Raw genomic sequence first — 20,118 nt, 5'->3', positions numbered from 1 at the left:
TTGTGCCGCAGGCAGGTCTTGCCGCGGCATTCTTGCCTGTATTTCTATAATTTTGCCGCGGGAAGGCCGTTCGGTATTTTTTTATTTCTGAGCTATTATATAATTTTTTCTGCTGTGTTATCATCTGCATATGAGTAAGAAGCTTGTTTTTTTGCGTGATATTGTAAGTGATACGCCTATTGCCAGGCTTTTTTGTAATGTGCCTGTCAGCGATGTTCTTTTGAAAAAGGGGTTTGCACCGCCTCTTGTGTGTCATGGCGATGAGCTTGTATGGGGATACGGGCTTTTTTCTGCGCTTGTAAATGCGGGTGCAGAGAAGCATGAAGCTATAGATATTGATGGGGATACGGCTGATTTGCTTGTTTTTGCTTTGTCCTGCGAAGGAAGGGCTGGCAGATATTCTTGGGAAGAGCGGGAAAGACTGTTCTTTTTTTGCAGGGATGCCGGGATTCTTGAGTATGTAGATAGAATAATACCTCTTGTAGAGCCTGGGAAGAAGGATTTTTCTCATATAGGGGTTTTTTCTCAACTTATGCCTTCTCTTAAGGCTATGGTTGCAGATAATCTTGTGGATATTAAAACTGCATCTTATGTTTCTTCCTTGCCGGATTCTGTTCTTGGGCTTATTCGGTTCTATGATGGGAGGTTGAGTTTTTCTGAGCGGAGGCAGATTTTAATCTGGTTTAAGGATTGTTTTGTAAGAGAGGGCTGGGACGAGGAGTCTGCCATAGAGAAGATGACCGAAATTCTTGCATCCTCTACTCCTTTTGAGGCTGTTAAGAGGATGCGATTTCCTATGCTTTCCGATATGCAGAGGGATTTTGCCAGGTTACGGAAAAATCTTACGGCAAAGAGTGGGGTCGCCCTGGAGGCTCCTGATTTTTTTGAGGGGGCTGCTTTTTCTGTGTCTTTCAAGTTTGAATCCAAAAGCCAACTTGAGAGACGTATTGAGGTGCTAAAAAAGATTGCGGAGAATGCGGATGAACTCTTTTCCTTTCTTGGATAATATTAGGCATATTTATGTGACAGAGGATGCTCTGGATTTTCCTGCAACACAGAGGGCAAAAAATGCCCATTTATCTGCTACCTGGCATCTTGTCAAAACCAAGAATGATATTCCTGCAGAGCATCTCAACAGAGAAACTCTGCTTATAACCTGCCACAGCGGCAGAATGCTTCATCCCTGTCCGGGAACAAGAGGGCATGTCTGCTGTAATTATCTTACAATAGATTTATACGAAGGTTGTCCTCTTGGTTGCTCTTACTGCATTATGCAGAGTTATCTCAATTTTGCTCCTATGATTATCAATGTGGATACAAAAAGACCTATATCAGAACTTATAAAGCTCGCAAAAGATAATCCGGATGCTGAGATACGTGTGGGGACAGGTGAGGTAGGAGATTCCAATTATCTTGATCCGGTTTTTAGGCTTTCAGAGGAGTTTATCAGAGCTCTTGCTCCTTATAATAATATTTCCTTTGAGGTTAAGACCAAGACAGCATGGATAGACCATCTTCTGGATATCGAGCCCAAGGGTAGGGCTGTTATTGCTTTTTCTGTTAATCCTCAGAGGGTAATAGATGAAGAGGATGGTGATGCCGCAGGTCTGGAAGAACGTCTTACTGCAGCAGAAAAAGCAATAAAGGCTGGTTATAGGTTGGCTTTTCATTTTGATCCTATTATAGCAATAGGCGAATGGCAAAAAGAGTACGGGCAGGTTATAGATATGCTTGGCAGATTTGACGCAAGCAGGATTGCCTGGATAAGTATGGGTACTATACGTTATCCTGCTGCCCTCAGAAAAAAAATGGCAGACAGGCCGTATCTGTATGACGAGTTTATTCCATCAAAGGATGGTAAGTTTAGGTACTTACAGAAAAGAAGAGTGGAGATATATAGCCGCATAAAAGAGGAACTTAATAAGGCTCTGCCAGGTGCACCTGTATATATGTGTATGGAGAGTTCTGCTGTATGGAAAAAAGTTTTTGGCAGTTTGCCACAGAAACAGCAGGAACTTTGCAATATATTTAAAAGGGTAAAAACAGATATATACAGGGAGGAACACTGATGAAAAAAACTTCTATGCTTTTTCTTTTGTTGATAATTGCAAGCTCGCTCACGGCACAGACCGTTGGCATAATAACCTATGTGGAGGGAGAGGCCTATGTGAGCAGAGCTGATGGTACAGAAGAAAAAGCGGATTTTGGCCTTTTTTTGGAAGAGTATGATGTGATAAGCACGGGAGAGGATGGGTATCTTATATGGGAGTTTACAGAAGAAAGCGGATTTTCAGGAGAGATACAGCTTGAGCCGTCCACAATATCTCAGATAGTGATTGACAAAGAAGATAACAAAGAACTTGCAAGTATGGAGCTGTTATCAGGGGAGATATTTCTTAAGATAAACAAGCTTGCCGGAAGCCAAGACTTGAGCGTGCATACGCAATCGGCTGCAATGGGTGTAAGAGGTACGCAGTTTACAGTAAGCACAAGCCCGGCAGGTGATATACTGGTGGTATGTACGGAAGGAAAGGTGGAGTGCGTGGATGACGAGGGGGAAAAGGCATTTGCAGAACCTGGGAAGGCCGTGGAAAAGAGACTGGAAGAAAGACTAAGAACAACTTTTTTTAAGCTTGCGGATGCAAAACGTTTTAAAGAAGAGTGGATGACAGGTAGAATGGAAGCATTTAAGGCAAATGCAGCCAAGGCATTTGGACACTATGCAAAACTATATCGAGAAAGGAAAAAAGCATTTCTTGAAGCATATAAAGAGCTTGTAAAAAAACATGACATAATAGAAAAATGGGCAAGGGAATACAAGCAGGGCACCATTAAAGGTGGGGGGGTAGAAACTCTCAAAGAGAAAAAAGAGCTTGTGCCAGTTATTCTAAAGCTCAAGAAGGAGATGTTTCTTTTTTCTCGTGTTTATTACCGCGTACTTGAGCTTAGAAACTATTACTATAAGGGAGTAAAAGTAGGCGTGATTGAAGGTGGAGAAAGAGCAGAAAACTTTATAAAAGAGGTGGAAAAAGATTCTAAAATCCTAAAGGAGAATCTAAAATACGTACACCGTGCTATGTTTCTTTTTAAGCAAAAAGGAGCAGGTTTCCTGGGAGAATCGCTTTTTTAAGACATGTGTATCAAGAATAAAAAAGAGGCTGCATGCTAATGCATGCAGCCTCTTCCTGTATGTGATTTCATTCTCTTATTCTTTTACAGTAAGACAGCGCTCTGTCTCGGGATCAAAGAAATGAGCTCTCTCAAGGTTAGGTCTAAAAGTAACCTTTTCACCAACCTTAAAATCATGCTGAGGAGGAGTTCTTACTATTATCTGGTTGTTACCAGTAGAAAGATAGAGATGGATTTCTGCACCCAAAGGCTCAACAACATCAACAGTTGCCTGTATCTCACCTTTTCCAGACTCGTCAAATTCCATATCCTCCGGACGTATACCAAATACTACAGGCTTACCAACATATTCTTTAAGAACAGACTCAAACTCAGCAGGAACCATAACCTTAAAATCACCCTCATCTGCAACAAGACGACCGTTTTCCTCAGAAAGAGTGGAAGAGAGGAAGTTCATCGGCGGAGAACCTATGAATCCTGCAACAAAGAGATTGGCAGGATTATTGTAAAGATGGAGAGGAGAACCAATCTGCTGGATTATACCGTCTCTCATTACAACAATCTTATCTGCCATTGTCATGGCTTCTACCTGGTCGTGTGTAACGTAAATCATAGTTTTGCCCAGGCGGTTGTGGAGAGCAGAAAGCTCGGCTCTCATCTGTACTCTGAGCTTGGCATCAAGGTTGGAAAGAGGCTCGTCAAAGAGGAATACCTTGGGTTCTCTAACTATAGCACGACCTACAGCGACACGCTGTCTCTGACCACCGGATAGCTCCTTGGGCTTTCTGTTGAGAAGCTCTTCTATGTCAAGGATCTTGGCAGCCTTCTGTACTCGTTCATCGATTTCTTCCTTAGGGAACTTACGGATCTTAAGACCGAATGCCATGTTATCATAAACTGTCATGTGAGGATAAAGAGCATAGTTCTGGAAAACCATTGCTATGTCCCTGTCCTTGGGAGGAACATCGTTCATCCTCACGCCGTCGATAAAGAGATCACCCTCTGTGATATCTTCAAGACCGGCAATCATTCTAAGAGTGGTTGTCTTACCACAACCGGAAGGACCTACGAGCACTACAAACTCGCCGTCTTCTATGGAGATATTAGCATTCTTTACAGCATGCACCTTACCTCCATAGATTTTGTTAATGTTTTTAAGCTCTACAGTTGCCATAGAGACCTCCAAAAATATTATCTTATGTGCACATGATACGGTATAATCCAGTATTTGTCAAATAAAAATATCTCTCACAATATATCGATGATATGGAAAAGAGTTTGAAATACAGGTAACATATAACTATAATTGTATTATGTTATAAGCCACGGAGAGAAATATGCTGGATATAAAAAAGACAAGTCTCATAACAAAGATAAGCCTGCTTTTTGGTATATCGTTTGCTGTGATTTTATTGACAGTAGCAGGCATCCTCATGCAAAGGATAACATCGAAAGTATCAAATACTGTTCTGGAAAAAGAGGGACAAATACTTTCTGCTATTTCAGAAAGAGCAGGGTCTCTTCTGGAAGAAGAACTGGAAACTCTTTCTGTGATAGCAAAGAGTCAGATTTTTATAGAAGGCACAACGGATGATATAAGAAAACAGATGGACTGGTGGGCAGATAGGAAAAGTGAACACTGGCTTTTACTTTTTTATGCGGATAGTAGCGGTAATTACTGGAACACTAACACAAAGGGAGAAACACAGGGATATATAGGAGACAGAGAATATTTTAAAGCCATTATGGAGGACGGGAAAAAAGAAGTGATAAGCTCACCTATAGTATCCCGCTCTACGGGTAAGCCTATTTTTGTTGCAGCACACGAGGTTCTGGACAAAAATGGCAATAAAAAAGGAATAATTGCTGCAAGTATTGCACTGGAAAGTTTTTATAATCTCATAGAAAAACTGGAAACAGACAAAGAAATTTTCCATTTTGCTACGGATGAGATAGGCAGACTTATAGCTTACCCAGATAAAGATATGATATATGCCAAGTTTCTGGTGGATTTGACAGCAAAAGGCTATCCGGATAAAGAGCTTAAAACTTTAAGAAACAGTATAACAAGCAAAGATTCTGGAACAGTAAAAATGCGGATAAATAATATCCCTCATACTATGCTTTTTACAAGAATTCCTGGCTCTCCAGGCTGGAATCTTATCGCACAAATACCAGACAAGAAGCTCTACGGTTTTTTGACAGGTATTATAGCAGCATTTATATTCTGGTCCGTGCTTGGGCTTATAATATTTACTGCAATTGCATTCTTTAATGCCAGGATAATAGTAAGACCCTTAAAAAGAGTGAGAAATCTCCTGGAAGAAATAGCCAAAGGAGAAGGTGATCTCACAATGAGGCTCAAGATAAAAAGAAACGATGAGCTGGGACAGATGGCAAAGAGTTTTGACTCCTTTGTGGATAAACTGGAAAGTATCGTAAAAAACATAAGGGATTATGCAGGCAAACTGGATGCTCTTAGTATAGATCTCAGAGCAAATGCTACCGAGACATCCTCTGCAATAGTGCAAATAGCAGGCAATATAGAAAACATAGAAAACCAGGTAGTGGAACAGTCTAGCGGTGTGGAAGAATCTACAGCTGCTGTAGAACAAATTTCAAAGAGCATAGAAGAATTAAAAAAGGCAATAGATGAGCAAGCCGCAAGTGTGGCAGAGTCCTCCGCTGCAATAGAAGAAATGGTTTCCAATATACAATCTGTATCCAAAAATCTTGATCAAAATACAAACAACGTAAACATGCTTCTCCAGGTGATAAATCAGGGCCAAAGTAGCATAGCAGGTGTTGCGGATAAGGTCGACAGTATAGTGGGCCGTTCTCAAAGCCTGTTGGAAGCCAATAGGATAATACAGACAATAGCCAGCCAGACAAACCTTCTGGCTATGAACGCAGCAATAGAAGCTGCACATGCAGGAGAACATGGTCGCGGATTTGCCGTGGTTGCAGATGAGATAAGGAAATTAGCAGAAAGCTCAGCAGAACAATCCAAGAGCATAGGAAATAACCTAAAGGAAGTTCTGGAAAGCATCCAGAGCATAAAACAGGCATCCAACTCTTCTCAGGAAATTTTTGCCCAGATTGTAGAGACCGTCAACGTTGTAAGCAACAGAGAATCAGAAATCCAGCAGGCCATGGACGAGCAAGCAGCTGGTGGCTCAGAAGTGCTTACAGCATTGGAGAGCATGCGCAACATAACCAGTATTGTCCAGACGAGCGGCAATGAAATCAACACGAGCAGCAAGCAGGTGCTCACGGAGATGGAAGCCCTAAGAAATGCCATGATTGAGATTAGACAAAGCATCCAGGAGATGTCGCAAGGTGCTACAGAGATAAGAAACGCAATGCTCAATGTATCCGAGCTTACCGACAAAAATCAGGAAGTGACAAAATTTCTCTACAATGAAGTAAAGCTCTTTAAAATAAGAGAATAACAATATACCGAACGTCGGGACTGCGTCTGCAAAGAAGAATAAATAAGACGACGCAGTCCCTCCTGCCTTCGGCAGACAAAAGCGGAGAACATTCACTGTTTTCTATACCGCCAGAGGCAGCACAGACAGCGGCAGCTGCTGTGCGTTCGGTATCATGTGTTTAACACTTCTTCTGCTGTATTCCTTATGATCAATGCAGCATTTTTGATATCTCGTTCTTTCATAGCTGTGTTTAAAAACCAAGTCTCATATGGAGAAGGTGGAATAAGTATCCCTTTTGCTCTGAGTTTTTTATGAAAATTAGAAAAGACATCACGGTTTTGCCTGTCCACATCTTCCCTATTCTCCGGTGCTTCCGAAAGAAAAAACAGGCAACACATACTGCCTAGCCTAACAAAAGTGATTCTTTTTGTATCGGAGAGTATACTGTCCATAATGAATCCGAGATTTTCCAGGTGATTTATGTTTCTGTTCTTCTCAATCTCTATGAGGGCAGCAAGTCCCAGATTACAGGTAAGAGGATTACCAGAAAAAGTGCCTGCTTGATACACAGGTCCTTCTGGAGACAGTAGAGACATTAGATTTTCTTTTCCGGCTATGGCACCTACTGGAGCACCACCTCCTATGACTTTCCCAAGGAGAATAATATCAGGGAATATGTTATACAGTTCTGCAACAGAACCATAAGAAGCTCTGAATCCACACATTATCTCATCAAATATAAGAATAGTACCAAACTTATCACAAAGCTTTCTTGCTTCAGTAAGAAAATCCTTTTTTGCAGGGACAAGTCCCATATTGCCGGCTACAGGCTCGATTATAAGAGCAGCTATATCAGGGTTATCATGAAAGGCTTTTCTGAGACCTTCTGTATCATTGTACCTGATAACTATCGTCTTATTCAAAACACCATGGGGAATACCTTCTGATAAAGGCAAAGAAAGAGTTGCTCCTCCTGACCCCATCTTAGTCAAAAAACTATCTGCATGGCCATGGTAGCAACCAGAAAACATCAATATTTTCTCTCTTTTTGTAGCTGCCCTTGCTACTCTTATCGCAGTCATAGCAGCCTCTGTACCAGAATTGAGAAATCTTATTTTTTCTATAAACGGTATAAATGATTTTATTTTATTTGCTAGTTTTTCTTCCCCGTCATGAGTAAGTCCATACAATATCCCTGATGTCTGTACCTTTTTCAACGCTCTTCGTATTCGTGGATTAGAATGACCGTGTATTAATGCACCCCATCCTCCAATAAAGTCCAGATACTTGTTTCCTTGCGTATCATACAGGAAAGATCCTCGAGCATAAGAGCATATCAAGGGAGGTTCTGAAACAGCTGCAAAGGTTCTAACAGGAGAATTAACACCTCCTACAAGAAGAGTTCTTTTCATAGCTCTTTCTCCATGTGCATCAGCAATATATCGGTATTGTAGCTTATTATCCAATCCGCACCTGCACGCGCTATAGCAATAACAGCTTCCCGATAAGCAGAGGGAACTGTGTTTTCCCTTATGGCTTGACTTAGCATACTATATTCTCCCGAGACGAGGTAAGCGGCAAGTACAGTGTTATAAAACTCTCTTCTTATTTTTGCTATTATATCCAGATAAAAAAGAGCAGGTTTTACCATTATTGCATCCGCACCTTCTTTGATATCAGACCAACATTCGATAATAGCTTCTCCTGAGTTTCTTATATCCATCTGGTACGTCTTTCTGTCTCCAAAGGAAGGAGAAGAGTCGGCTGCATTTCTAAACGGCCCATATAATCCAGAAGCATATTTTGCGGAATAAGATAGAATAGAAGTCTTCTGTAGGTTCCTGCTATCCAGTTCTTTTCTTATTGCCTCTACCTGACCATCCATCATAGCAGACGGACAAACCCAGTCCGCTCCGGCCTCAGCATGAAGCCTTGCCATTCTGGCAAGTATAGTTAAAGTAGCATTATTGTCTACGTCTCTATCCATAACAATACCGCAATGCCCGTGTCTTGTATAAGAACATACACAGATATCAGTAAAGATGGTAAGAGAAGGAAAAATCTTCTTTATTTTTTTTATTGCTCTGGGAATTATAGAATCGGAAGACATAGCATAACTCGCACTATCATCTTTCTTATTTTTATCAGGAACTGCAAAAAGAAGAACCTTATCTATTCCTCTATCAAGAAGAGAATCTATCCTGTCTATAACCGTGTCATATCCATATCTATACACATCGGGAAAACCTGTTATTTCTGTTTTTTCATTTTTGCTATCAGTTATAAAAAGAGCTTCTATAAAATTTGCAGCAGTAACCTTGGTATCAGCAAATTTATCCCTGGTCCTACTATCAATCCTGTATTGTCTTAGCGGTAGCATCTTGCACAGCCCTCCTAGTCGTTTCCCCCGGAGTAAGAATATCTTTTCCCGGCGGGATAGCCTTAAACCTTTCTATAAACCTGTATACACATGATGGAGAAGTAAAAACCAACATATCAAAATCTTCCACATTTAGCAGTAATCCCTCTGGATAAGGGCTTTTTACATTATCATAAAAAGCAGGAGCATCAACTATATTGCCAAGATTTAACAACCCATCTCTCAGAGTAGGATACGATAGAGTGGATGAAGGGATAAGAATATTTTTACCTTTCCATTTTTTTGTTTTTGCCATAAGAAGGAGCCCCTCCGCACTATCTTTATCAGGAATAAAATCAGAAAGCAAAGCATACTTTAACAATTCTTTTTCTGTAACTTTTCCTATGGCTATTATTTTTTTATCGTATAATGCCCTACTGTCTTTCCCCCTTTCCAGAAGACCTTCCATAAAAAAGCATACTGCATGCTTGGAAGTAAAGATTATAGTGTCATAGGACTTAAGTTTTTCATAAGCCTTGTTTACCTCAGAACTTTCAATTTTTTTTAAATTAATACATGGAATATGAACAACAGTTCCTGTATCTCTCCACTTATCAGGATCAGTACCTGTTACTAAAATCTTTTTTTCTTTATCCCACCAAGATTTATAACCGTCAAGCAGAGATTGACCTACAAACAGAACAGCCGGTTGCAATACTTTTCTATCAGAAGATATGAGTTCTTGCAATTTTCCTTGCCACAACTTCTGACCGACTCTTCCTGCATTGGATACAAATAAAAAAGGCGTAGAGGATGGCCACCCTTGCTCCAAAAGTCTAATAGCTATACTTTTATAAACATCTGTAACCATATAATATACAAGGAGCAACCTGCTGTTGTAATTGGGAATTATAGCTCTATCTATAGGATACGCAGTAGAAATAAAAAGCCCTGCGGAAGAATATCTGGAAGTAAGAGGTAATTCTGCAAAGGCACTTGCTGCTTGGTATGCACTTATCCCTGGTATTATTTTATAACTTATCCGAGCTTCTCTTAGAATATCTAACTCATCTGCAATCCTAGAAAAAAGCATAGGATCTCCACCTTTTAATCTTACTACTTTTTTTCCAGAAAACACTCTTTTTAGGATCTTGTCTGCCATAATGTCAGTAGACAGAATTTCCTTGCCTTTTCTTCTGCCACAGGGGATAAGTTCTGCTTCTAGCCCGGTAAGGATATCAGGAGATATTAGCTGATCATAAAACACACTATCGCATCTTTCCAATTCTCTGAGTGTGATTACCGGAAGCAAGTCTTTTGTACCCGCACCAGCCCCTGCAATTATCAGCTCTCCCCAATTTTTTCTGTCATCAGTAGAAGAACACAGTTCTATTATTTCTTTGTTGCTTTTTCTGCATGTAACAGCAAGCCTCGCCTGCAGAGGATGATGAGGGAAGTCTAATGGAATACAATGTTCTTTTAATTTCAGCCGATACAATGCTATATCAGCCATTACAATGGCATCGTAATAACCATCATGAAGAGCAGCAAGCCTTTCTTCTATGTTTCCTCGGATATCTCTGAGAATCCAATCCGGCCTGATTGAGCTTATTTGCTTCTTACGCCTGATACTGCTAGTTCCTATTATCATACCGGAAGGAAGCTCATCTATCAAAGATGCCTTATATTCTTTAGAAAGAACAAGAACATCACCCTGTCTGCCTCCTGGTCTTGTTATGGCAGCAATTTCTATGTCAGCATTTATATTTTGAGGCAAATCCTTTGCACTATGAACAACAAGGTCTACTTCTCCCAAAAGCAGAGCTTTATCCAGAGAATCAGTAAAAAAATCAGAATTCTCCATGTCAGCAAGAGGCGTGGTCTTGTCTATATCACCGCTAGTTTTATATGTTACTATCTCGAAAATGATACCATGGGCTGCTTTTGTATTTTTTTTAAAAAGTTGTATCCATTCTTGAGCCTGTAAAACAGCTAATTTGCTTTCTCTTGTACCAAGCTTTAATCTTTTTATAGCATTCATTTGCCAATTCCTTTATATCTTTTTCTGCTTCATTTTTATATTTAATTCTTTGAGAAAAAATAGAAGCCTGCCATCGAGCAAGCCTGTTGATATCCAAATAATCCACATTTTTATTGGAGTATAAGGCTTTATCTACATCCGGAGGAATAGCAACGTCTATTATTACTAACTTTTTATCCAGTCTTTCTAGTATATCCTCATAAAGATCTTTAGTGATAATGGGATGAGGCGCAGAAGTTGCACAGAATAGTACGTCCATACAGCAGATATACTTGGACAGTTCTTTATAATTCAAGACCTCAGCATTATATTTTTGAGCGAGCACACGTGCCTTATCAATTGTCCGATTTGCTATAATAGATATATCAAGATCCATATCACTTGTGTAAGAAGCAAATTTAGCAGCCATTGCACCTGCTCCCAGTATAGCAATATTTTTTATATTTCTATCAGTTCTTCTTTTCATAAGATAAAAAGCAGAAAGACCAGCAATAGAGCGATATCCTTCCGAAATTCTATAAGAACTTCTTATTTTCTTTGATATATGCATTATCTTGGGAAAGATGTTTTTTAGCACAGGCCCAGCTTTACCCAACCTTTCAGAAAGCAAAAAAGATTGTTTTACCTGATGCACTATCTCAGTATCACCAGGAATAGCGGAATCCAACCCCGCACAAACCCGGGCAAGATGTAAAAAAGCATCATAATCATAAAGCTCTAGTCCACCTCCAGGTAGAAAATCTATGTCCTTATGTGAGTTTATCTGCAACAACTCCCATCTATTGCAGGTTTGAAGAAGAAGGACTTCGTCGGCAAAAATACTCTTGATAAATTCATCCTGCCTCTGGGGAGATATATACAGTGAGGAAAGAGTATCACGCCCATCCCTCAGAAGATGGAAACTTCTTAATACAATCATTAAGCCTTTCCTTTATTTTTATAGACTGCTTCACAGAAGAGTTGATTGCTAACGTAGCAACCATAACAGAATCATGTATAAAGTAACCCATGGAGGATAATGTTCTATATCTGCTGTCGCTGACATTGCAGGACAAGATTCCTTTTTTGTATGCTTGTTTGCATATCAATGCATTTATATCAGGATTATCCGTACATGCAAAAACTAAAACCTTGTCTTTTAAAAAAGACGGATTATATTCCAATTCTTCCCATACTCCGGTGAACCATTCTGGTACTCTTACCACAGGGTCTACTACAGTGAGGCTGGCTCCTGCCCTATATAGAGTTTTTATTTTTCTCATTCCAACACAGCCAGCTCCTACTATAAGTATTGGAATATCTTTTACATCAATGGCAAAAGGAAGAATCATATATTATATTCCTCTATTATGCTCTTCTTACGTAATAATCCATCCAAGACAGAGATATCAGCATTTCTTTCCAGCTTAAAGTCACTCATATTTGCGGGTAAATTGGAATCAGTATCTATAATCATTAATTTTGCAGGTTGAGATATTTTTTTAAGTAACTCTATCTCATATATATCAGCGTCTACTATCACGGTAAGGACAACCAATCCCGTATCATATAACAGTCTTAACAGTTCTCCCAGTCTCAGAAGATGTTCTTCTCTGTCGGATGAAAGTATATCATAATCAATACCTCTCAACAAATTATCCATAGCCAGATAATAAGAATTCCAGCCTTTGTTAAAAAGCCTTTTCCCAAGCTCCTTTGCATATCTATCAAGCTCTTCTAAATTTTTTCCTGTAAACAAGATTACCTGTGGTTTTTGAGAAAAACGCTGACCTCTGCATATGGGAGATATCTGATTCTTTCTCCATGCAGACTCTCTCATATCTACATGTTTATCAATATGTGAGCTGCCTATAGTCTCAAGAATAACACCTCCACCTGATATCTCATATTGATCAATTATAACAAATCGCCCTGTATAGGGATTGGAAGAATAAAGGTCAAAAGCAACTGGTTTTACCGTAGAAAGAATACATTCCGATATATCATATTGCCCTATATAATCCCTATTGGACTCCGTAGAAAGTTCCGACGAATCCACTACAGAAATTATATCGGTGAGATATACTGCTTCCCTGGAAGCATTTAATCTTAAGATATATTTTTTTTCTTTGATCAGCGGCTGCGGGGCAAGCCAAAAAAGAGAAACTCTAAAGGAATATGCAACAGAAGGGGGATCTTCTTCTTTTGCTAGCAACTCCCCTCTTTTTACATAAATACTGTCAGTAAGAGTTATACCTGTCGCTATCCCTGCAGATACCTCATCAGGACCAGGAGGATACAAGGTCTCGATATTAGCTACTGTACTTTCTGCCCCAGAAGGAAATACTTTTACATGGTCTCCTTTCTTAAGTGTTCCCGTTTCAACGGTTCCTGCTATTATACGTCTGTTATCTCCCAGCCTAGTAAACTTATATACATCTTGGACAGGGAGCCTAAAAGGATATTCCAACCTCGTAGAATAATTGGAAAAAGCAAGAAAAGCTTCTTTTACAGAAGGTCCGGAATACCATGGAGTCATATCCGAAAGACTTACAAGATTATCTCCGTTCCTTCCTGATACAGGTATATATTCCAAGGGTTTTATTCCTAATCCAGAAAGAAAACTATCAAAATTTTCTGCTATATTCCTGTACTGTTCTTCACTGTAGTCAATAATATCCATTTTATTGATAAGAACAACGACCTGTTTTACTCCTAGAAATGACAACAGGTATCCGTGTCTTCTGGAATTTTCCTTTATTCCTTCCTTGGCATCTATTACTATAAAGGCAGCATCGGCTCTGGATGCTCCGGTTACCATGTTTTTGATAAATTCGACATGCCCTGGAGCATCTATGCATATAAACTCTTTATCTTCTAGCTTAAAAAAAATTCTGGCACTATCTATTGTTATTCCCTGTGCTTGTTCTTCTTTTAAAGCATCCAGAAGATATGCATATTCGAATTCTCTTGCATTGGTTCTGCAATACTCTTTTATTTGTTCTAACTTACCCTTTGGTAACGCTCCTGCTTCAGAAAGGAGCCTACCCAGAATAGTGCTTTTTCCATGGTCCACATGGCCAACCATAACTATGGATAACCTTTGTTTATTGTTTTTCATGTCCTTTTTCATCTTAGCCCCTACATATATCCATCTTTTCTTAAGGTTTCCAATGTTCCTCCGTCTTCTTTGTCCTGTTCCCTGCCAGTTCTTTCGGCAATCCCCTTAAGGGAACCGGAGGAAAGTTCCTTTACTATTTCTGATACATTTTTTGCAGAAGAAATAATAGGAGAAGTACACGGGGCACAGCCTAGAGAACGATAACGTTTACCACAACCATTATCAAAATAGAGGGAAACAACAGGTATTTTTTCTCTTTCTATATATTCCCATATATCCAATTCTGTCCATTCCAATATCGGATGTATTCTTACATGCGTACCTGGAGCAAAATCAGTATTATAGTAGTTCCAGAGTTCTGGCGGTTGTCCTACGATATTCCAATTACCCTCAGTATTTCTGGGAGAGAATACTCTCTCTTTGGAACGTGTCCCTTCTTCATCTGCCCTCACTCCTACAATAACTCCTGAGAAAGGTTTTGCATCCTTTTCTTCTATATATTTGCTCTGTTTATGATCAAATCTTAACCTTGGCCAATCCCCTGATATTGTATGCCTTAAAGCTTCACTCTTTAATTTCATACAACATTGAATTCTATTTAGCTTTCCATCAGGGTATGTTTCTTTTTCTCTGATGGCCTCTTTATTCTGACCAACTATCATGTCGAGGTGCCATTCTTTTACCATTTTATCCCTATAACTTATCATCTCTGGAATTTTAAAGCTGGTATCTATATGAACAAGAGGAAATGGAACATGGCCGAAAAAAGCCTTACGTGCAAGATGCAAAAGCACAGTACTGTCTTTTCCAATGGACCACAGCATACATAAACTCCCAAAACTTTTGTATGCTTCTCTAAGAATATATATTCCATTAGATTCCAGTTTCTGCAGCCTGTCCATTGTCTCCTCCTAATCTTTCTGTGTGAAGACCGCATTCTTTTTTGCCATCTTCCCACCACCATCTACCGGCTCTGGGAGATTCTCCTTCCACTATTGCTCTGGTACATGGTTCGCAACCTATGCTGGCATATCCTCTGTCGTGCAGAGGATTATAAGGGATATTATTCTCTTTTATATAAAGCCAAAGATCTTTGGTACTCATGTTGGCAAGAGGATTAATTTTGTATATCGAATGGAGTTCATCCCATTCTATTATACTTATACTTTTTCTATCGCTGCTTTGTTCTCTTCGTAATCCGGTAATCCATGCTTTTTTTCCAGCTAATGCTCTGGATAGGGGTTCCACCTTTCTTATGAGACAACAAGCCTTTCTCATCTCTACGCTTTTGTAAAAAGAGTTAACACCATTTTTGTTATAGAATCCCTGTAACATGCTATAATCAGGAAAATATATTTTAAGAGAGATATTATAGTATTCTCTGGTTTTATCAATCAAAGCATATGTCTGAGGATGCAATCTGCCGGTATCTATAATAAAAATATCAGGGTCATCTGTCAGCTGACATAATATATGAGTTATAACCTGGTCTTCTGCTCCAAGACTAGAAGCAAAAGTAAGAGAATCACCCCATTCTTCCATAGCTGTTTTGATTATTTCCTTAGGCGATGCATTTTTCAGTTTTTCTTCATATTTTGTTTTTTTGCATATGTCCATATTTATGTCCTGTGCTTTATTTTCGAACACTTGGCGATATAATCGCCAAGTGTTTGGCTAAAAATATATTTATTTTGCAAGCTGTATGCTGTTTAGATGTAGTATTCGGGTTCGGTCTTTCTCCCAAATTTTATTCTTTCCCATATACGCTCATGAAGTGTATACACTCCTATTTTTATGATAGCTTCCCAACCGCCAATAAATAAGGCTGTATCTACCCTTCTAGTTATAATGTAAGCTATTAGTGTCGTAGTAAGAGTAGCAATAATACGCCAAGATAGAGCTTTTATAAGTGACCGAAGGTGCGAATCTCTACCCATATCATCCTCTCTTAACTCTTATTTTCCAATAAGTTATATTATTTTCCTTGCTCAATACTTGATGTCCTTCCTGGATTAGAGAGGCCGGTACATTTTCTATGGGCTGCCCATCATCAAGCAAGAATTCTACGATAGTATTGGGTTCAAGGGGGTCTAAAGCAAGCTTAGCTTTTACAAAATTTATAGGACAGGGAACTCCTCTGTAGTCATAAAGAGGGACTCCTCCTGCCCTATCTTCCGAGCCCTCTTCTTTTGAACTCCTAAACTGTTTTTCTGTGAGTTCCGGTAATTTTAAACTGTTATCCATGCTATTATATAATCTTTTTATATCATCTATTAGGACTTTTGCTTCTTTTTCACCTACTTCACAACCATTCAACACTTTTTCTACACTTTTTGATACATATGAATCCACATGTTTTCCAGCAAAATACTTGAGAAACAGCTTGAGAGCAGATTCCCTGTCCCTTTCTTCTATTCCTTTTGTAATCAATAGGGCACGTGATGCCGATACGACAGCGGACTCATAGTCTCCTGTTTTATATTTTTCTTCTGCTTCTCTTATATCCATCTCGATAAGATCAAAAAGACCAGCAGAACATTCTCCTTCCAGCTTTTCTAATAAGGAAAACTTAGAAGTCTCATATATATCTCTACCTGTATAGACTTGTGCATCCATGCTCTCATACTTTTCCACAAGTTTTTTTATAGTATTTCTACCTTCCCTAATGTAATAGGCATAAAATGTTTCATTTTTTCTATTTTTATTTGTCTCTACAAAAACTTCCTCAAGTAAATCCGGTAAGCTTTCCGCAGGGACAGTCCCCAATCTATCAGCCAATACGGCTTCATCAGGGCTCAAATTAGCTCCTGCATAAACAGTATAGGCCGGGAGCACAACATCATTCTTTCTCTTGACAGCACCGGCAAGCCCTATATCAGCAACCAAGGTATGTGCACAGTTGTTGGGACACCCCGATATATTGATAACAAGATCTTTTATCTTATCCCAACGCCCTTGCTCTCTGAGTCTTCTTTGCAATAATGTGAGCAAATTCCCAGACAAGCACACACCTAGTCGGCAGGTACTAGCTCCGGCACATGCAACAGCAGACTCCCAAACAGAACCTGATAAGGGCTTAAACCCAACATCCTTTAGATCTAATAGAAGATTATTTAAATCAGTCTTTTTTATGTTATACAGAATAACATTTTGCCTATGAGATAACCGTATCCTGCTACCTTCGTATTTTTTAATTGTCGTACCTAGTAAGAACAAATCCTCTGGTTTGAGATATCCGTGGTCTACGTTTAACTCCAAAAATGCATCAGTATACATAGATGTTGTGGATTCTACAGAAAGAGGTTGTAAATTATTTGCAAGCAGCTCTTCATACTTTTTCTCAATTTTCTTTATAAATTTCGATTCTCCCCATTCTTTCACAAGAAATCTCAATCTAGCTCTATGTTTGTTTCTTCTATTGCCATACTGATCGAATATTTCTTTAACAGCTCTGACAATAGCATAAAGATTATCTGTTGGTATAAAATCCGAAAACTTTGTTGCTATTCTGGCACCTGTTCCCAATCCACCTGCCAAATATATTGCAAAGCCTTTTTTAGAATCCCTTATAACAGGTATAATTCCGATATCTGCTATAAGACTCAAAAAGGGCCTCTCCAGAGAAGAGCCAAAACATATCTTAAATTTCCTTGGCAAAGTCCATGAATCTTTTTCTGACAGAAGCCTTTCTGAAAGACTATTTGCATATGGTAATATATCAAAGGCAGCATATGCCCAAGAGAACGGATCGGCTATTATGTTCCTAACCGTATTTCCACCACCACCCCTAGAAGATAATCCATTAGGAATCAACTCTTCCATGATATTAGGTGTTGATTCTATCGAAACATTATGGATCTGCAGTTCCTGCCTAGTAGTTATATGTATTGGTCCCAGAGTATATCTGGAGGAAATATCTGATACAGCAATAAGCTGGTCCGGAGTTATATCACCTGCAGGGACTCTTATTCTTACCATGTATGAGCCTGATTTCCTCTGCTCATACACCCCCATGGGGACTCGGATGGTTTTAAATTCTTCTTCCCCAAGTTTTCCCTTGAGATATGCATCTACCCTGACTTTATATGTAGCTATGTCTTCTACTACTGTTTTAGGCAATGTCACAGGCATATTACATCTCCAAAATAATAAGTTCTTCCTCTGTTACATTTTTGTTGTCGTCTATTCTAAAGCACTTGAGACTTTTTTCTTTAACAGAGTATATGAGATATCGCATTTCCGTATCGTTTGCCAATCTTATGTCCTCATCTGACATTCTAGCAGGGGTACTAGGATGTGAGTGGTATACGGCAATGAGTGCCAGGCCGTGTTTTCTTGCATCCTTTAGAGTTGCAAACTGCTCTTCTGGTATAAAAGAAAAGTGTTCGCAAGATGCATCCGCATTGGTCAATCTATATTGCTTTTCTGCAGTATCACCCTTGCCTGCAATATATCCGCAAGCCTCATTAGGAAGCTCTGATATGGAATGTTCTGCTATACCTTGGTATATCTCTCTACTAATCTTCATATAAACTTCCCTGTTACGGTCTCTTTATGACCACTTTATAAACACTGCCTTCTATCTGCTCTTTGCTGACGACTATATATCCCTGTTGCTCTGCATTTCTTGGAACATTATCCAGAGGCTCTCCGTCCGTAAGAAGTATCTCAAGCTCTTCTCCATGAGACAGCTTTTCCAACTCAAGTTTTGCCTTTACAAATGTCATAGGACAATGCTCCCTTGTTATGTCTATTTTTCTCATATAAACAGGACCTCCCCTCCATCAGATAAGTCCAAAAAGCCGGGAACACCCAGTACTTTTTTAACCTGTAATATAAAATCTTCTTTTTTAAGCCCAAGAATATGCATGGACATCTCACAGGCATAAAATTCGACCCCTAGCTCTATGGAAGCTTGTAAAAGCTCTTCTAAGGTTGCAACATTTCTTTTCTTCATCATGCTCGTCATCAGTTTTGGACTTACTCCCAGAAAATTGAGCCTACTGAGAGGAAGATTTTTTCTGCCTCCTTGTAAAAATCCAAATATCCTGGCAAGGATTCCCCGTCCTATAAAAGCTCTTCCTCTTTTTTTCTTGATTACATTAAGCCCCCAGAATGTAAAAAACATCTTTACATCATAACCGGAGGCTGCAGCACCCGATGCCAGTGTGAAAGCTGCAACAGCATTGTCAAAATTGCCGTTAAAAACAATCAACGAAAGCTTTTTATTATCACTCATACCTATCTCCTTTCTCTAATGTCACACACAGGCTGCTCGTATTCTTTTATTTCTGTAATTACCGGATTATCCCCACACACAGGACAATCTTTTTGCCTTGATAGAGAAACTTCTCTGAAACGCATTGCAAGTGCATCAAATACAAGCAACCTGTCCTTGAGAAGCTCTCCTACCCCCAAGATATATTTTATTGCTTCAGTAGCTTGTATTGTTCCCAACACACCTACCACAGCACCCAAAACCCCGGCCTCCGAGCATGTTGGGACTGCTCCTGCCGGTGGGAGTTCTCTAAAAATACAGCGATAACACATGTGACCAGGGATATGTGTAAAGGTCTGACCATCAAATCTCAAAACACCAGCATGAGAAAAGGGTTTTTTCTCAAGAACACAAGCATCATTGATGAGAAATTTTGCAGGGAAATTATCGGTAGCATCGATTATAAAGTCATAATCCTTTATAATCGACCGGATGTTATCCTCTGTTATTCTGTAATTAAGCACATCTATGTTGACATCGGGGTTGAGCGCCATAAGTTTTTTCTTTGCTGATTCTACCTTGGGTTTCCCCAGATCTTCTGTAAAATGCAGTATTTGCCGCTGCAGATTGGATAAATCAACATTATCTCCATCTGCTATTCCTATTGTTCCTACTCCGGCAGCAGCAAGATAATAAGCAACAGGAGAACCCAACCCACCAGTACCTATAACAAGAACTCTGGCATTGAGTATTTTTTTTTGTCCATCCCCCCCTACCTCCGGAAGAAGGATATGCCTACTGTATCTGTATATCTGATCTTCTCGTAAACTCATATTA

The 20,118-nt window shown here is 39.4% G+C and carries 19 protein-coding genes; 4 read left to right on the top strand and 15 right to left on the bottom strand.

Annotation, left to right across the window (positions count from 1 at the left end):
- Positions 1-130 precede the first annotated feature (130 nt).
- From WKV44_02650 to WKV44_02640, 3 genes are read left to right on the top strand one after another with little or no spacing between them, the layout of a single operon-like run.
- Positions 131-1,006 carry a hypothetical protein gene (locus tag WKV44_02650; GenBank protein MEM5947435.1) on the top strand — a complete coding sequence of 292 codons (876 nt, stop codon included), beginning with the start codon at positions 131-133 and terminating at the stop codon, positions 1,004-1,006.
- Positions 981-2,069, top strand: coding sequence for a radical SAM protein (locus WKV44_02645; GenBank protein MEM5947434.1), 1,089 nt, complete (start codon positions 981-983; stop codon positions 2,067-2,069). Before WKV44_02650 ends, WKV44_02645 begins: the two co-directional genes overlap by 26 nt.
- Positions 2,069-3,130, top strand: coding sequence for a FecR family protein (locus WKV44_02640; GenBank protein MEM5947433.1), 1,062 nt, complete (start codon positions 2,069-2,071; stop codon positions 3,128-3,130). Before WKV44_02645 ends, WKV44_02640 begins: the two co-directional genes overlap by 1 nt.
- A 75-nt stretch (positions 3,131-3,205) precedes the next feature.
- Here the strand turns inward: WKV44_02640 and ugpC are convergent, their stop codons facing one another.
- Positions 3,206-4,303 (bottom strand): sn-glycerol-3-phosphate ABC transporter ATP-binding protein UgpC, encoded by a 1,098-nt coding sequence (gene ugpC, locus WKV44_02635; GenBank protein MEM5947432.1) that lies wholly within the window; start codon positions 4,301-4,303, stop codon positions 3,206-3,208.
- Between the two features lie 163 nt (positions 4,304-4,466).
- Here ugpC and WKV44_02630 point away from each other — a divergent pair, with 163 nt between their 5' ends.
- Positions 4,467-6,581, top strand: coding sequence for a methyl-accepting chemotaxis protein (locus WKV44_02630; GenBank protein ID MEM5947431.1), 2,115 nt, complete (start codon positions 4,467-4,469; stop codon positions 6,579-6,581).
- Between the two features lie 152 nt (positions 6,582-6,733).
- On the opposite strand, the gene WKV44_02625 is transcribed toward WKV44_02630, so the two are convergent.
- From WKV44_02625 to WKV44_02560, 14 genes are all read right to left on the bottom strand, one after another.
- A complete protein-coding gene (locus WKV44_02625; protein ID MEM5947430.1) occupies positions 6,734-7,975 on the bottom strand; it encodes a glutamate-1-semialdehyde 2,1-aminomutase in 1,242 nt (413 codons plus the stop codon).
- Positions 7,972-8,943, bottom strand: coding sequence for a porphobilinogen synthase (gene hemB, locus WKV44_02620; protein MEM5947429.1), 972 nt, complete (start codon positions 8,941-8,943; stop codon positions 7,972-7,974). The genes WKV44_02625 and hemB overlap by 4 nt, the downstream gene beginning before the upstream one ends.
- The gene (hemC, locus tag WKV44_02615; GenBank protein ID MEM5947428.1) at positions 8,915-10,963 is read right to left on the bottom strand and encodes a hydroxymethylbilane synthase; all 2,049 of its coding nucleotides are present in this window, start codon (positions 10,961-10,963) and stop codon (positions 8,915-8,917) included. The genes hemB and hemC overlap by 29 nt, the downstream gene beginning before the upstream one ends.
- Positions 10,878-11,882 carry an NAD(P)-binding domain-containing protein gene (locus WKV44_02610; GenBank protein ID MEM5947427.1) on the bottom strand — a complete coding sequence of 335 codons (1,005 nt, stop codon included), beginning with the start codon at positions 11,880-11,882 and terminating at the stop codon, positions 10,878-10,880. Before WKV44_02610 ends, hemC begins: the two co-directional genes overlap by 86 nt.
- Positions 11,839-12,294, bottom strand: a complete 456-nt coding sequence (locus tag WKV44_02605; GenBank protein MEM5947426.1) for an NAD(P)-dependent oxidoreductase — start codon at positions 12,292-12,294, stop codon at positions 11,839-11,841. Before WKV44_02605 ends, WKV44_02610 begins: the two co-directional genes overlap by 44 nt.
- Positions 12,291-14,075, bottom strand: coding sequence for a GTP-binding protein (locus WKV44_02600; protein MEM5947425.1), 1,785 nt, complete (start codon positions 14,073-14,075; stop codon positions 12,291-12,293). The genes WKV44_02605 and WKV44_02600 overlap by 4 nt, the downstream gene beginning before the upstream one ends.
- Before the next feature lie 8 nt (positions 14,076-14,083).
- Entirely contained in the window at positions 14,084-14,965 is an 882-nt protein-coding gene (cysD, locus tag WKV44_02595; protein ID MEM5947424.1) for a sulfate adenylyltransferase subunit CysD, read from the bottom strand.
- Positions 14,937-15,680 (bottom strand): phosphoadenylyl-sulfate reductase, encoded by a 744-nt coding sequence (locus WKV44_02590; protein ID MEM5947423.1) that lies wholly within the window; start codon positions 15,678-15,680, stop codon positions 14,937-14,939. The genes cysD and WKV44_02590 overlap by 29 nt, the downstream gene beginning before the upstream one ends.
- 92 nt (positions 15,681-15,772) lie before the next feature.
- Positions 15,773-16,000: a DUF2061 domain-containing protein gene (locus WKV44_02585; GenBank protein MEM5947422.1), complete on the bottom strand. Its 228-nt coding sequence runs from the start codon at positions 15,998-16,000 to the stop codon at positions 15,773-15,775.
- 1 nt (position 16,001) lies between these two features.
- Positions 16,002-18,194 carry a sulfurtransferase TusA family protein gene (locus WKV44_02580; protein MEM5947421.1) on the bottom strand — a complete coding sequence of 731 codons (2,193 nt, stop codon included), beginning with the start codon at positions 18,192-18,194 and terminating at the stop codon, positions 16,002-16,004.
- 1 nt (position 18,195) lies between these two features.
- Complete coding sequence (locus WKV44_02575) at positions 18,196-18,591, bottom strand: M67 family metallopeptidase (protein MEM5947420.1); 396 nt, start codon at positions 18,589-18,591, stop codon at positions 18,196-18,198.
- Positions 18,592-18,604: 13 nt separating this feature from the next.
- Positions 18,605-18,826, bottom strand: coding sequence for a sulfurtransferase TusA family protein (locus WKV44_02570; protein ID MEM5947419.1), 222 nt, complete (start codon positions 18,824-18,826; stop codon positions 18,605-18,607).
- Positions 18,823-19,302 carry a DsrE/DsrF/DrsH-like family protein gene (locus WKV44_02565; GenBank protein ID MEM5947418.1) on the bottom strand — a complete coding sequence of 160 codons (480 nt, stop codon included), beginning with the start codon at positions 19,300-19,302 and terminating at the stop codon, positions 18,823-18,825. Before WKV44_02565 ends, WKV44_02570 begins: the two co-directional genes overlap by 4 nt.
- A gap of 2 nt (positions 19,303-19,304) precedes the next feature.
- Positions 19,305-20,114, bottom strand: a complete 810-nt coding sequence (locus WKV44_02560; protein MEM5947417.1) for a HesA/MoeB/ThiF family protein — start codon at positions 20,112-20,114, stop codon at positions 19,305-19,307.
- Positions 20,115-20,118: the final 4 nt, after the last annotated feature.

The sequence above is a fragment of the Spirochaetia bacterium 38H-sp genome (genome assembly GCA_039023545.1).
GTDB classification, from domain to species: Bacteria; Spirochaetota; Spirochaetia; order Winmispirales; family Winmispiraceae; genus Rarispira; species Rarispira pelagica.
This window is presented reverse-complemented; position numbering and strand designations above follow the sequence as displayed.